This is a genomic window from Flavobacterium sp. B114r (genome assembly GCF_056824125.1).
The window spans coordinates 2,995,171-3,010,177 of record NZ_CP124858.1 but is presented as its reverse complement, the minus strand read 5'-3'; the positions used below and the strand labels follow the sequence as shown (position 1 = coordinate 3,010,177).

10 protein-coding genes are annotated in these 15,007 nt (G+C 34.3%); 3 read left to right on the top strand and 7 right to left on the bottom strand.

Annotated features, from left to right (window positions below; translation table 11 throughout):
• The first annotated feature begins 123 nt into the window (after positions 1-123).
• The 3 genes from QLQ94_RS12885 (at position 124) to QLQ94_RS12875 (ending at position 4,448) form a co-directional block, all read left to right on the top strand.
• On the top strand, positions 124-2,043 hold the full coding sequence (locus tag QLQ94_RS12885) for a DUF294 nucleotidyltransferase-like domain-containing protein (protein ID WP_271335561.1): 1,920 nt from the start codon (positions 124-126) through the stop codon (positions 2,041-2,043).
• A gap of 2 nt (positions 2,044-2,045) precedes the next feature.
• Positions 2,046-2,672, top strand: coding sequence for a 3'-5' exonuclease (locus QLQ94_RS12880; RefSeq protein ID WP_271335560.1), 627 nt, complete (start codon positions 2,046-2,048; stop codon positions 2,670-2,672).
• A 141-nt stretch (positions 2,673-2,813) separates the two neighbouring features.
• Positions 2,814-4,448: an IS1182 family transposase gene (locus QLQ94_RS12875; RefSeq protein WP_072959494.1), complete on the top strand. Its 1,635-nt coding sequence runs from the start codon at positions 2,814-2,816 to the stop codon at positions 4,446-4,448.
• A gap of 59 nt (positions 4,449-4,507) precedes the next feature.
• On the opposite strand, the gene QLQ94_RS12870 is transcribed toward QLQ94_RS12875, so the two are convergent.
• The 7 genes from QLQ94_RS12870 to ychF all read right to left on the bottom strand — a co-directional run bounded on the left by QLQ94_RS12870 (position 4,508) and on the right by ychF (position 14,746).
• The gene (locus QLQ94_RS12870) at positions 4,508-7,228 is read right to left on the bottom strand and encodes a DNA gyrase/topoisomerase IV subunit A (RefSeq protein WP_271335559.1); all 2,721 of its coding nucleotides are present in this window, start codon (positions 7,226-7,228) and stop codon (positions 4,508-4,510) included.
• A gap of 237 nt (positions 7,229-7,465) precedes the next feature.
• Positions 7,466-9,337, bottom strand: a complete 1,872-nt coding sequence (locus tag QLQ94_RS12865) for a DNA topoisomerase IV subunit B (RefSeq protein WP_271335558.1) — start codon at positions 9,335-9,337, stop codon at positions 7,466-7,468.
• Positions 9,338-9,499: 162 nt separating this feature from the next.
• On the bottom strand, positions 9,500-10,675 hold the full coding sequence (pncB, locus tag QLQ94_RS12860) for a nicotinate phosphoribosyltransferase (RefSeq protein ID WP_271335557.1): 1,176 nt from the start codon (positions 10,673-10,675) through the stop codon (positions 9,500-9,502).
• 119 nt (positions 10,676-10,794) lie between these two features.
• Positions 10,795-11,775, bottom strand: coding sequence for a transglutaminase domain-containing protein (locus QLQ94_RS12855; protein WP_271335556.1), 981 nt, complete (start codon positions 11,773-11,775; stop codon positions 10,795-10,797).
• Between the two features lie 3 nt (positions 11,776-11,778).
• On the bottom strand, positions 11,779-12,303 hold the full coding sequence (locus QLQ94_RS12850) for an NADPH-dependent FMN reductase (protein WP_271335555.1): 525 nt from the start codon (positions 12,301-12,303) through the stop codon (positions 11,779-11,781).
• Positions 12,300-13,244, bottom strand: a complete 945-nt coding sequence (locus QLQ94_RS12845; protein ID WP_414655390.1) for a YihY/virulence factor BrkB family protein — start codon at positions 13,242-13,244, stop codon at positions 12,300-12,302. The genes QLQ94_RS12850 and QLQ94_RS12845 overlap by 4 nt, the downstream gene beginning before the upstream one ends.
• Before the next feature lie 407 nt (positions 13,245-13,651).
• Positions 13,652-14,746, bottom strand: coding sequence for a redox-regulated ATPase YchF (gene ychF, locus QLQ94_RS12840; RefSeq protein ID WP_271335553.1), 1,095 nt, complete (start codon positions 14,744-14,746; stop codon positions 13,652-13,654).
• Between the last annotated feature and the right edge of the window lie 261 nt (positions 14,747-15,007).

The window sequence follows — 15,007 nt, the reverse complement described above, 5'->3', positions numbered from 1 at the left end:
AAAAAATACAAAGAATAAACAAATCTTCGTGCGTTTGTGACTTTGTAGCAAGAACAAAAAAGTTTAAGCGTGTTTCTTTTACATTTCTATTTTAAGTATTACATTAGAACCTAAATCTTACGTATGAAAAATACTATTTCGCAAAGAGTTGCTGACTTTTTAAAGAACTTCCCTCCTTTTAGTTTTTTACATCAAAAGGATTTAGAAAAACTATCTGAACAAATTTCTATTGTTTATAAAGATAAAGATGCTGTAATCTTTGCAGAAAACGACAAAACTCACGACTCTTTTTATGTCGTTCATAAAGGTGCTGTTGCGCTTAAAAAAAGTCCAAAAAATACCGTTTTAGATATGTGCGACGAAGGTGATATTTTTGGATTGCGCCCGCTTTTGGCGCAGGAAAATTATATTATGGAGGCTGTTGCGTATGAAGAAACCATCCTATATGCCGTTCCTATTGCTGTTTTTAAACCTTATGCGCTTGAAAATAGAAATGTTGGAAATTTCCTGATCGAAAGTTATGCGTCTAACACCCGTAATCCTTACTCTGATATTCACAAAGACAAATTATATGGCGATGATCTACTGCATGAAAACCACCATTCTGAAAGAGATTCTTTTGACTTACAACCCATAAAATATTCCAAGAAAATTGTCACTTGCAGTCCGTCGACCACGGCTCGGGATATTGCAAAAATCATGACAAAGAATAAAGTTGGCGCCATATTAATTGTAGACGAAATGCTGCCTATAGGAATTATTACTGACAAAGATTTACGCAATAAAATTGTTACAGGCGATTATTCGATCCTCACAACTGCCGAAACCATAATGACGAAACCCGTTATTACGTATCCTAAAAAAATGACAGTTACTGAGGCTCAAATGGCGATGATGAAAAGTAACATCAGTTATTTATGCCTGACAAAAGACGGAACAACGAATACTAAAGCCGTTGGGATTTTATCCAAACATGATGTAATGGTGGCTTTAGGAAATAATCCTGCCGTTTTAATAAAAGCACTTAAAAGAACTAAAAAAGCCAAAGAGATTAAACCTATTCGAGCCAGAATCATGCAATTGCTTCAAGGGTATCTGGATCAAAATATACCAATGACTTTAATTTCTAAGATCATTACTGAGCTAAACGAAGCGTGCATCACCAGGGTTATCGAAATATCATTAGAAAAAATGAGCAGTCCGCCACCTGTAAAATTTGCATGGCTGGCGTTAGGAAGCCAGGGACGAAGTGAACAAATGCTTCATACGGATCAGGATAATGCCATTGTTTATGAAAATGTTTCGGATGTTTTTAAAGAGGAAACAAAAATATATTTCCTAAAATTTGCCACACTTGTCAACAAGGGACTTTTTGAAATTGGCTATGATTATTGCCCTGCCGAAATGATGGCCTCAAACCCAAAATGGTGCATGAGTCTGGATGAATGGAAAAATCAGGTACATCACTGGATCACAAATCCAGGAAAGAATGAGGTTTTACTATCTTTTATTTTCTTCGATTATAGCTTAACTTATGGTGATGCCGCGATTACAAATGAACTGTCTGATTTTATTTTTGAGAATGTAAAAGCAAATCCTATTTTTTATGTTCATTTAGTTAGCGGTGCTTTGCAAAGCCCTTCTCCAACAGGATTTTTCAGGCAATTTTTAGTAGAACAAGATGGGGCGAATAAAGATCATTTTGACATTAAAAGAAGGGCTTTAATGCCATTGACAGATGCGGCAAGGGTTTTGATATTATCACATTCTATAAAAGGTATCAGTAATACAGCTGAGCGATTCGAAAAACTTGCAGATCTAGAACCTAACAATAGAGAATTATATCTTTCCTGTTCGTACTCGTTTAAGGCTTTATTGAAATTCAGAACCAAACAAGGACTTCTACACAATGATTCAGGACAATTTATTGCATTGGAAACATTATCTAAAATGGAGAAGATAAAACTGAAACGCACTTTTAAAACCATCAAGGAACTTCAGGAATTAATTTCGGTACGTTTTAATGTTTCAAATCTGGTATAACTATGAGTTTATTTAATTTTTGGAAAAAAGAAGAAGATCTCTTTGATGAAAACATCACTATTGAAGAAACTCGTTTTGTCGTTCTGGACACAGAAACAACTGGTTTTGATTACGATAACGACCGTATATTGTGCATTGGAGCATTAGTTTTACAAAATGGGGTTATCTCTGTTCAGGATAGTTTTGAAGTTTATATACAACAAGATCATTACGACAAATCGACGGCTCAGATTCATGGTATTTTAAAGGCTTTCGTTGTTCAACGACCAAGTGAAAAAGAGGCTTTAGAACAATTTTTAGCTTTTCTGGGTGATTCGATTATTATTGCGCATCATACTGTTTTTGATGTTACAATGATCAATAAAGCGTTAGAACGAAATGGTGATCCTGAATTGACTAATAAACGATTAGATACTGCTATTTTATACAAAAAGACACTCATCCAATCGCATTTGTTCGAGCGAAAAGATCATTATACTCTTGACGATCTTGCCGATAAATTTGACATTTCTAAAAAGGACAGACATACTGCTTTGGGAGATGCTTATATTACCGCAATTGCCTTTTTGAAAATTATAAAAAAACTAAAAGAGAAGAAACACGTTAATTTGAATTCGCTGTTTAAGTAACAATCAGGTTTGCGTTAATCATTAAATAGGGCATTATTTTTAGAAAAACAATCATATAAAAGAGGCTGTCCGAAAAGTAATTTCGGGCAGTTTTTTTTTGTTTTACACATTGATTTTTCTTATATTTAAGTACTAAAATCAATGATTATGCAGCCAGTTTTTAAGCCTCATTCGGTTCACCAGCAAGATCTTTTTCCATTGAATTTAAATGATCTGATCCCAGAGAATCATTCTGCCCGATTAATAGACAGTGTTGTTGAACAGTTGGAAATTTCCGAGATTATATCACAGTTTAAAGGCGGTGGAAGATCCAGCTACCATCCTAAGATGTTATTGAAAATATTGTTTTACGGATATCTCAATAATACCTATTCCAGCCGAAAGCTGGCTAGAGCCGTGAAGGAGAATATATATTTTATGTGGCTCTCGGGAGGACTTCAGCCGGATTTTAGAACTATCAATGACTTTAGAGGAAAAAAATTAAAAGGGAATATCGAAAAACTTTTCAGCCAGGTCGTTCTGATGATGGTAGATTTAGAGCTCATTAGCCTGGAGAGACAATTTATTGATGGTACTAAAATAGAAGCCAACGCACATAAATACAGCTTTGTGTGGAAGAAAGCAGTTGAAAAACATAAAGACAGGCTTCAGGGAAAAATCGATGCTGTTCTGGCAGATATTGGTCAGGCTATCGAGTCAGACATTATGCATACTGATAACCAAACTGATACCAAGGTAGACAGTAAGAAATTAGAAGAAAAAATACACGAGATCAACCAAAGTGAAAAAAAGCAGAAGCTGAGTAAACAGCAGAACAAATCACTTCAAAAACTCGAGAAAGAACAGCTTGTAAAACTTAAAGAATATGAGAAACATCTCGAAATTCTGGGGGATAGAAACAGTTATTCGAAAACCGATACCGATGCTACTTTTATGCGCATGAAAGAAGATCATATGGGCAACGGACAATTAAAAGCGGGTTATAATATTCAGATTTCTACAGAAAATCAAATTATTACACATTACTCCACCCACCAGACTTCTACTGATTTTACCACATTAAAGACTCACTTAGAAGGATTCAAAAGCAACTACGGCAAACAATCTGCAAAAGTTATAGCCGATGCGGGCTATGGAAGTGAGGAAAATTATCAACTCCTTGAAGACAAAGAAATTGATTTTTTTGTTCCCTACAACATGTACCGTATCGAAGAGACCCGTAAGCATAAAAACAATTTATTCCACGCACAAAACCTGTTTCATAATAATGAGCAAGACTTTTTGGTTTGTCCAATGGGGCAGCAAATGCCTCGTATCTTTACTAAGAAATCAAAAACTACAACTGGTTTTGAACAGTATCATTCGGTATATGAGGCTTTAAATTGCGCAGGATGTCCTCTGCGGGGGCAATGCTTTAAAGCTAAGGGGAACAGACGGATAGAAATTAATCACAATCTTCAAAGACTGAAATTCAAGGCAAGAGAGAATTTAGAAAGTGAATTGGGCAGGGAAATTTATAGTAAAAGATGTATTGAACCAGAGCCGGTTTTTGGTAACATCAAGCAAAACAAAGGATTTAAAAGATTTACACTTACCAAAACAGCCAAAGTAAATACTGAATTTGGCCTGATTGCTATTGCTCACAACTTTTCTAAATGGATCGCTAAAATCCGTTTGGGCAATTTTAACCTCATTTTTGATCTCGTAGAAGCTTTAGAAAAGTTTATAGAAGACCATTTTAGCCCAAATTTACATTTTTCAAGAAACACTCTGTAAATTTACTAGTATAATAAAAGAAAGAGGTCGTCTTTTCAGACAACCTCTTTATTTTTATATTAATCTAAGACCAAACCAATCTGGCCGTCGTCGTCTAATTCTGTTTCGACTGAATCATCATCTGATAATTCAGGTTTTTCAGGAACTTCTTCGACAGGTTCTTCATAAGGTAAAGGATCAAGTAAATTTACTTGTTTTATTTTATCCGCTGTCAACTGATTTCCTAATGCTTTAAAGCCTTTTACAGCAATAAAATCTTCAACATCTATATGTAAATCCTCTTTCTGAACTCCTTTTACTTTTGCGAAAATAAGTTGTGCCACCGGACGATAATCTGTTGATACAATCTCTAATTGCGAATTTGGATGTTCTGTAATAAAGCATTCTTCTTTATCAGTCTCTACGAGAAAACGTTTTAAATAGTAACGTTCTTTTTCTCCGTCAAAATAAATTGCCGAAACTGGTTTTTTAGGATTAAACTTCTCCAATACGATCATATCTTCCTCAAAATGAGTCGATAATTCCGGAATGATTACTTTTAATTTACCACTTTGATTGATGATTAAGATTTTATCACTTGGCTTAAATTCACCTAATAATTCACCTCTTGCATCAACATTTAAGCGTTTTACGGTATCATCAAACCAAACTTTTCTTGGTAATAAAGTCGAAATTCCTTTCTCTTTTAATTCAATTTTCTTGATTGGATATTTGGTTACCAAATTTCCTTTTGAAGCACGTCCTTTAATCGCTAATTTGGCAAAATCAATATCAAATTTCAATTTCTTGATCGTTCCCACCTGACGCAATAAGATCGTAATGACTTCTGCTTCCCCATTCGGGTTATGCGAAAAATAAACTACTTGTGAACCATTCGTTTCATTCGTCAAGTCATAAGGTTTATCACGTGTTACACCAGAAACATTAAAACGTTTGATATAGGATGGACCTGATTTTCCGTCACGATACATCATGTTGTAAATCGTACGTTTATCACTCTTATCAAAAATAGCGACATGAATAATATCTTTACCCACAAATGTTTTGGAATCTACCTTTGTTACCAGCATTTTTCCGTCACGTAAAAACACGATTACATCATCGATATCAGAACAATCTGTAAGATATTCATCTTTTTTAAGGCTGGTTCCTACGAATCCTTCTTCACGGTTTACGTATAATTTTGTGTTACGCAAAACTACTTTGGTAGCTTCGACATTATCAAATACACGAAGTTCCGTCTGGCGTTCGCGGCCTTTTCCGTATTTCTCTTTTAATTTCGTAAAATAAGCAATTGCGAAATCTGTCAAATTTGCTAAATGATGCTCTACTTCTTTCATCTCGTCTTCTAACTTAGAGATAAAATCATCTGCTTTATCAGAGTCAAAACGAGTAATACGAATCATTGGGATCTGAGTTAGTCTTTGCAAATCATCATCATTGATTTCTCTAACGAATGATTTTTTGAAAATCTCAAATCTGTCATACAAATACTTATACAGCGATTCTCTATCTGAATACAATTTGAAATCAATGTACATTTCTTCACGAATGAAGATTTTCTCTAAAGTAGAGAAATGCCATTTATTTTTTAATTCTTCTAATTGAATTTCTAGTTCCTGGCGAAGTAAATCTTCGGTTCTGTGAGTCGAAATTTTCAACATTTCAGAAACTCCAATAAACAACGGCTTATTATCTTCAATAACACAACCTAAAGGCGCTACAGAAGTTTCGCAGGCTGTAAAAGCAAACAAAGCATCAATAGTTTTGTCTGGAGAAACACCCGGAAAAAGATGAATTAAAATCTCAACATCTGCCGCTGTATTATCTTCAATTTTCTTGATTTTGATTTTACCTTTATCATTGGCTTTCAAAATACTGTCAATCAAAGTTGTGGTATTGGTCGAAAACGGAATTTGCGTAATTACCAACGTGTTCTTGTCTAATTGGGCAATTTTAGCACGCACACGCACACGTCCGCCACGAAGTCCATCATGATAATTCGACACATCAGCAATACCTTGTGTCATGAAATCAGGATATAATGTAAATGGTTTTCCTTTTAAAATCTTGATCGAAGCATCAATTAATTCATTGAAGTTGTGAGGCAGAACTTTAGTCGAAAGACCAACCGCAATTCCCTCTGCTCCTTGTGCCAAAAGTAACGGAAACTTTACCGGAAGATTGTTGGGTTCTGCACGACGACCATCATAAGAAACACCCCAATCGGTAATTTTTGGAGAATACAAAACCTCCAAAGCAAATTTAGACAAACGTGCCTCGATATAACGAGAAGCCGCAGCTCCATCGCCTGTTAAGATATTTCCCCAGTTTCCCTGGCAATCAATTAGTAAATCTTTTTGACCAATTTGTACCATCGCATCACCAATACTGGCATCTCCGTGTGGGTGATACTGCATGGTGTGACCAACAACATTGGCAACTTTATTATAACGACCGTCATCCAACTCCTTTAAAGAGTGCATAATACGACGCTGAACAGGTTTAAAACCATCTTCAATCGCCGGAACTGCACGTTCCAGAATTACGTATGAAGCATAATCCAGAAACCAGTCTTTGTACATTCCCGTTACTTTTGTAATAACGTCGTCTCCTTCTTCTTCCTGGTTTTCGTAAAAATGCTTTCCTTCAAAATTCTTAGCATCTACGTTTATAATTTCCTCAGAATCATCTCCATCCTGATTTTCATCAATCTGGTTCTCTTCAGAATTATTCTCGTCGTCGTTTGGAATTATGTTATCGTCTTCTTCGTCTTTCATTTATTTATATTCGAAATTATAAATTTGATATTATTTATTCTCCAAAAGTCGTTTTAAATCTGACTCACTTGGTAAAACGGTTTTATATTTACTGGCAAAATTATCTAGTGTGCTAACTTAAAAATTCATCGACACTTATAACGAAATTCAAATTATAAATTCAGCAACACTGTCGCAGAATTTTATATTTCAAAAACCCCAGTCATTGACTGAGGTTTTCATATTTTTATTTTCTTTCTAAACTTCAGCTTCAACAGCATCCAATTCCACCTTCAAATTCTTGATGATAAATTCTTGTCTGTCCGGAGTATTTTTCCCCATATAGAAAGATAACAATTGTTCAATCGAAGTATTTTTATCCATCATAATTGGATCAAGGCGAATGGTTTCTCCAATGAAGTTTTTGAACTCATCCGGCGAAATCTCTCCCAAACCCTTAAATCGGGTGATTTCCGGTTTTGGTTTTAGTTTTTCGATCGCATCTCTTCTCTCTTCTTCTGAATAACAATAGATGGTTTCCTTTTTATTTCGAACCCTGAAAAGTGGCGTTTGCAAAATATACAAATGTCCTTCTTTGATTAATTCAGGAAAAAACTGAAGAAAGAAAGTAATCAACAACAAACGAATGTGCATTCCATCGACATCGGCATCGGTTGCAATTACGATATTGTTGTAACGCAATTTTTCCAGTCCGTCTTCGATATCTAAAGCTGCTTGTAATAAGTTGAATTCTTCATTCTCATATACAATCTTCTTCGTCATTCCGTACGAGTTCAAAGGCTTACCACGTAAACTAAATACGGCTTGTGTATTTACGTCACGTGACTTTGTGATCGATCCGGAAGCCGAATCTCCCTCGGTAATAAAAAGCGTACTTTCTAAGTTTCTCGGGTTTTTTGTATCTGGAAGGTGCGCGCGGCAATCTCTTAATTTTTTATTATGAAGATTGGCTTTCTTAGCACGATCCGTTGCCAGCTTTCTAATTCCGGATAATTCTTTTCGCTCACGCTCTGCCTGTAAAATTTTACGCAATAAAGCATCTGCAGTTGGAGGATTTTTGTGTAAATAATTGTCTAATTTATTTTTAACAAAATCATTTACAAAAGTACGAACAGATACAGCAGGCGTTCCATCGTCAGAACCCATATCTGTAGAACCTAATTTGGTTTTGGTCTGAGACTCAAAAACCGGCTCCATAACTTTAATACTAATCGCACTCACAATCGATTTACGAACGTCAGAAGCTTCGAAGTTTTTATTGTAAAACTCACGAATGGTTTTTACAATTGCTTCTCTGTAAGCCGCTAAGTGCGTTCCTCCCTGAGTTGTATTCTGTCCGTTGACAAAAGAGTGATACTCTTCGCTGTATTGTGTTTTACTGTGCGTTAAAGCGATCTCGATATCATGATCTTTCAGGTGAATAATTGGATATTCAAGATCATCCGCACTAATTGTTTCTTCTAATAAATCTCTAAGACCATTTTCAGAAATGTATTTTTCTCCATTAAAAATAATCGTCAAACCATTGTTTAGGTAACAATAGTTTTTGACCATTTTAATGACATATTCCATACGGAATTTGTAATTTTTAAAGATCGATTCATCCGGCGTAAAGGTTACTTTTGTTCCTTTTCGCTTTGTCGTCTCGATTATATCTTCTTCTAAAACTAAATTTCCAGCAGAAAATTCAGCTCCTTTTTGTTTATCATCACGAACTGATTCTACACGAAAGTAATTCGAAAGTGCATTTACTGCTTTTGTTCCTACACCATTTAAACCTACTGATTTCTGGAAAGCTTTAGAATCATACTTTCCTCCTGTATTCATTTTCGAAACTACATCAACTACCTTTCCTAACGGAATTCCACGTCCGTAATCACGAACCGTAACCGTTTTATCCCTGATAGTCACCTCAATAGTCTTTCCTGACCCCATCACGAACTCATCGATACAGTTGTCTAAAACCTCTTTTAAAAGAATATAAATACCATCATCCGGTGAAGAACCATCTCCTAGTTTCCCGATATACATTCCGGGACGCATACGAATATGTTCTTTCCAATCGAGTGATCGAATGTTATCTTCGGTATATTGATTTTGCTCTAGCATAAAGTGAATTGGATTTTTGGCTAATGTACCATTTATAGTCAAAAAATGAAAGCGTATTTTTTTTTTGTTATGATTAATAACAGCTTTAAATCCTATTTAAATTGATTTTAAAATAATACAGGTGTCAAAAATAAAAAAAATCATGTTTTTAACCAAAAAATGCTATTTGATTCCCAGTACTTCTTTTGCTAAAGCAATCATTTCGGGCGTTCCCGTATTTTTATTTTTTTCATCAGAAAGCTTAACAACGCCTTGCCAATGTGTATTATCCAGTTTAACTTCGGTCAATTTTATAACCATATTCATAGGCGGCAAACCTACGTCATTACTAAAATTGGTTCCGATACCAAACGACATTTTAATTTTATTTTTACAAAAATCAGTGATACTTTTTACTTTATCATAATTCAGCGAATCCGAAAAAACAATCACTTTCGATCTTGGATCAATCCCCATTTTTGTATAATGCGAAAGTACCTTTTGCGCAAATTCGATGGGATCTCCACTATCATGACGGACTCCGTCAAAAAGTTTAGAATATTTTTTATCAAATTGTTCGAAAAAAATATCTGTTGTATAAGTATCCGTTAAAGCGATCCCGAGATCACCTCCGTAAACTTGTGTCCAATTTTCCAGGCTAATTAAATTGGCCATTTTAAAACCAAACTGAGCCGCATGAAACATAAACCATTCATGTGCATGCGTTCCTAAGGGTCTTTTATTATTGACCATTGCAAAATGCACATTACTTGTACCAATAAAACTTTCAGAACCAAAAGTCTGCAAAGTATCGTTGATCAAAACATGTACATCATAAGAATGGCGACGTCTTGTTCCAAATTCCAAAATTGAAACCCCTAATTTATTATAGTTATCAATTTTATCTTTTGTTAATTTTTTTATCGCATCATCATTCAGCCGAATTAAGTGATTCGCCTTATAAAAAAGTTCTGAGATTAAAGCCATCAAAGGAACTTCCCACAAAATAGTTCGATACCAAAATCCTTCGATTGTGACTTTTATTTCTGATCCTTCCTGAGTAATGTGGACTTCTGACGGATCATAATTATATCCTTGTAAAAAATCTAAATATGTAGGATCAAGATACGGACAAAAGTGGGCTAAATAATTTTTTTCGTCTTTAGTCAGACGCAAATCAGCCATGGCATCAACAGATCGTCGAAGTAAATCACCAAAACCGGGAGGAAAAATATGTTTGCCTCTATTGATAAAACCATAACGCACTTTTGCCTTTGGAAAAAGCTTAATTACAGCATGCTGCATTGTAAATTTATAGAAATCATTATCTAAAATAGATTTCAGGAAAGTAGTTTCCATAGCCTTGGTTGCATTTCAACAGTTTTATTGACTGCTATCATTAAATTCATCTCTTTATCGCTAAGATACGTCAATTCTATAAAAGAAGAAAAACGTTTAAACAAAGATGCAAAATATCTTTATTTCGGAATTATTTTAAATGAAACGATGCTAAATGTATCCAGATAAATAGTAATGTAATCGCTTATATTTTTGTCATAAGTAATATCAAATTCTATACCTCCGCGTTTCGCTTTAGAGTTTTGAATTTTTACTGGCTGATTTTTTTTATTTAAATAGAAGAGTAAATCTGATTTTGAAACGTTTTTAATTTCAAAAGTAATTTTATCTCCATATTTCGCTTCCACTATTCCGGAATCCGGTGCTTTAATTTTATAATCGCCTTCGATTGTTTTATTATAAATTAAAGGTCCATTAAGAAAATCTTCCTTACTTAATCTGTTTCCTAAATAAGAACCGGAATCCGGAAAATGTTTAGCAAAAAAATATTCAGGATCTGTATCAAAATAAATGGATGTGAAGTCATTGACCATTTTTCCTTTACTATTGTCATAATATCCCTGACCCCATGTAACATCAATCAGTCGCCATTTTTTATCAATTAAAACAATGTTCCAGGCATGATTTGAAGAAAGTTTTTTTCGGCCAATATCTGCTAATCTTATCTTTGAATCTCCTCTGATTATTTCTGATTTAAGCCCTACCAATCCGGACAAATGCTGATATAAAGCTGTAAAACCCTCACAAACTGCCTTTTGAGAACTAAAACTCTTTTCAATCAATTTATCATTGATTTGTTGAATTTTTCTTTGCTTTTCAGCTTCAGTAGAATAACTAAACCCTTGTGTTCGCGGTGGATTTAAATATACCGCATAATCATATTTTACATTAAAGGCAATCCAACTGTAAATAGCTCTTGCCTTGTCGTGTTCTGAAGTAAAATCTTTTTGAATTCTTTCTGCTAAATCCTCTGTAGAACTAAAATGTTTTGGGTATTTTAGTACTATCCTGTCTACATCACTATCTTTTTGTGAGTAAGATGAATTTATAAAAACAAAATTCAGGAGAAGGAATATAACAGTAATCTTTTTTATTATCATCGATTAAAAACCAGACTTTATTATGTCTTTTAATTCTATATCTAACTCGGCATTTGAAATTTTATTTTGTTCCAGATCAAAATTAGCATTAAATGCTGGTAATGAAAATGTAGCTTTTATTTGTGCGCCGTATCGTGGCAATGCATTATTAGCAATTTCTAACACAGAAGCTCCACCTCTTGTGCCTGGCGATGTTGCCAATAACAACATTGACTTTTGCTGAAAAACTTCTTTGGTGATTCTGGAACTCCAGTCAAAAATATTTTTGAAAGCAACGGAATAATTACCATTATTCTCCGCTAAGGAAACAACAAGAAGATCTGCTGTTCCAATTTTCGCCAAAAATGCTTTTGCCGTTTCGTGCTGACCAATTTCTTTTTCAACATCGACACTAAACAAAGGCATAGCAAAATCATTCAAATCCAAAACTTCAACATCAGCATTTTCAAATAAGCTTGCTGCGTAAGTCGCAAAATGTTTGTTGATTGAATGTTGACTGTTACTTCCTCCAAAGGCTATAATTTTCATAAAGATGCTTTTTTTAACGGTTCTTTTTCTGTTGGATCTTTTATTTCGTAAATCTCCTTTTGAATTTCAACAGAGTATTCATTAGGTTCGATTTTACCTCCGTATGACTTTGCATATACTTTGGTAAATTCTGCTCCAAAATACAGAATAATTGCCGAATAATAGACCCAAACCAAAATAATTATTACAGAACCTGCTGCGCCATAGACTGAAGCAACTGTAGAGCTTCCTAAATAAAAACCAATTGCAAATTTACCAATCATAAAAAGTATTGCTGTAACTCCGGAACCAATAAAAGCGTCTTTCCATCTAATTTTTCCATCAGGTAATGTCTTGAAAATAATTGCAAAAAGAAGCGTAATACTTGCAAGAACGATCACTATATTGACTATATAAAATAAATAGACGGTACTTTCCGGGAAATACATTTTTAAACGAGCACTCATTAAATCTAATGTGGTACTTATAAAAAGACTGACAAGCATTAAAAAACCAACTGAAGCGATCATTGAAAATGACATTAAGCGATTTTGAATGAATTTTTTAATTCCTTTATCAGGTTTTGCTCGTAAACCCCATATAAAGTTTATAGAACTTTGTATCTCGGCAAAAACTCCCGATGCTCCAATTAACAACATTGCAACTCCAAATATGGTGGCAAAAACATTATCTCCTGACAATTGCACATTTTTTATTGCTTCCTGAATCTGGATTGCAGCGCCATTACCAACCAAACCATTTATTTGCCCGTAAAGTTGTCCTGTTACAGCATCTTCACCAAAGAAAAATCCGCATACAGTGATGATGATAATCAACAAAGGCGGTAAGGCAAATATGGTATAATAGGATAATGCAGCACTCAATTTAATAGCATTGTCATCATTAAATTCTAAAAAGGTGTTCTTGAGCAGAAACCATGACTTGGAGAATAATTTTTTGATTTTCACGATATTTCTGGTTTTAGATGTTCTCTCAAATTTAAGAAAAATTTAAAAACTTTTAATTCTCGCTTTTTGAGGAAATTTTACATTTTTACCATATTGAATATGAATATTCCAAATTCTTAAAATGGAACGCGGATGACACGGATTTGCTAAAGCGAAAACGCAGATTTGTATGGTTTTTTTTATGTCGCCTGTTTTTTGTTTCAAGTAGATTGAGCAGATTTTATTCACATTTTTTGTCAATTTCGACCGAACGAAGACCGCAGCGATAACGAAGATACGAAGTAATAACACTCAGAATAACACACTACCTGCTGATTGTTTTTTGCGCATAAAAAAACTGCTGAATCTCTCCAGCAGTTTAGCCTATTCTCTTTATTCTTTATTCTTTATTCTCCAGAAATCTATACGTTGAAACGAAAGTGCATTACATCACCGTCTTTTACGATATATTCTTTTCCTTCGACTTTGAATTTCCCTGCTTCTTTTGCTTTTGCTTCTGAACCGTATTGAACGTAATCTTCGTATGAGATAACTTCGGCACGAATGAATCCTTTTTCGAAATCAGTATGGATAACTCCGGCTGCTTGTGGCGCTGTTGAACCAATATTGATGGTCCAGGCACGAACTTCTTTTACACCTGCTGTAAAATAAGTTTGTTGTTTTAGTAATTTGTAAGCTGCACGAATTAAAACTGATGCTCCTGGCTCAGTCAATCCCATATCTTCAAGAAAAACCTGACGCTCTTCGTAGCTTTCTAACTCTGTAATATCAGCCTCTGCTCCTACTGAAAGTATAATAACTTCAGCACCTTCATCTTTTACTAATTCACGAATCTGATCTACGTATTTGTTTCCGTTTACAGCTGAACTTTCGTCAACATTACAAACATATAAAACCGGTTTTGAAGTAATTAACTGGAAAGCTTCCATTAAAATTTCTTCGTCATTATTTTGAGGAATAATTGTTCTCGCCGATTTTGCCTGTAATAATGCTTCTCTGATTCGGTTTAACAAAGCTTCTTCTGTCTGTGCTTCTTTATTTCCTGTTTTTGCAGCACGTTTTACTTTTTCTAAACGTTTGTCTATCGTTTCTAAGTCTTTTAACTGTAATTCGATATCAATTGTTTCTTTATCACGAATTGGATTTACATTTCCGTCAACGTGAACAATGTTATCGTTATCAAAACAACGTACAACGTGAATAATAGCATTACACTCTCTAATGTTTCCTAAAAATTGGTTTCCAAGACCTTCACCTTTACTTGCACCTTTTACCAAACCTGCGATATCAACAATATCAACTGTTGCCATTTGTACGCGCTCTGGTTTTACCAATTCTTCTAACTTATTGATTCTTGGATCCGGAACGTTTACAACACCAATATTAGGTTCGATTGTACAAAACGGAAAGTTGGCACTTTGCGCTTTTGCATTAGATAAACAATTAAATAATGTTGATTTTCCAACATTTGGTAATCCTACAATTCCTGCTTTCATTTGTTGTTTCTATTTATTTTTTATGTGATCCTGATCTCTCAGGCCTTATCATTAATAAATTTACCTTAATATAAAGGCAATTATTTTAATGATCTTTATTTGTGTCTTTGCTTTTTGCTTCTGCCAAAATGATATTTTTTGGCTTTAAAATTTTGCAAATATAAGATTTAATAGCTGGTAAGTGAAGTAAAAATGACGATTAATGTATTTTAAAACATCTTCTTTAAAATACATTCAAAATTTTATTAAAAAACAGCTCTT

Bases quoted from the DNA above. Each gene is read 5' to 3' on its own strand.
- QLQ94_RS12885 (WP_271335561.1), top strand. From the start codon at position 124: ATGAAAAATACTATTTCGCAAAGAGTTGCTGACTTTTTAAAGAACTTC.
- QLQ94_RS12880 (WP_271335560.1), top strand. From the start codon at position 2,046: ATGAGTTTATTTAATTTTTGGAAAAAAGAAGAAGATCTCTTTGATGAA.
- QLQ94_RS12875 (WP_072959494.1), top strand. From the start codon at position 2,814: ATGATTATGCAGCCAGTTTTTAAGCCTCATTCGGTTCACCAGCAAGAT.
- QLQ94_RS12870 (WP_271335559.1), bottom strand. From the start codon at position 7,228: ATGAAAGACGAAGAAGACGATAACATAATTCCAAACGACGACGAGAAT.
- QLQ94_RS12865 (WP_271335558.1), bottom strand. From the start codon at position 9,337: ATGCTAGAGCAAAATCAATATACCGAAGATAACATTCGATCACTCGAT.
- pncB (WP_271335557.1), bottom strand. From the start codon at position 10,675: ATGGAAACTACTTTCCTGAAATCTATTTTAGATAATGATTTCTATAAA.
- QLQ94_RS12855 (WP_271335556.1), bottom strand. From the start codon at position 11,775: ATGATAATAAAAAAGATTACTGTTATATTCCTTCTCCTGAATTTTGTT.
- QLQ94_RS12850 (WP_271335555.1), bottom strand. From the start codon at position 12,303: ATGAAAATTATAGCCTTTGGAGGAAGTAACAGTCAACATTCAATCAAC.
- ychF (WP_271335553.1), bottom strand. From the start codon at position 14,746: ATGAAAGCAGGAATTGTAGGATTACCAAATGTTGGAAAATCAACATTA.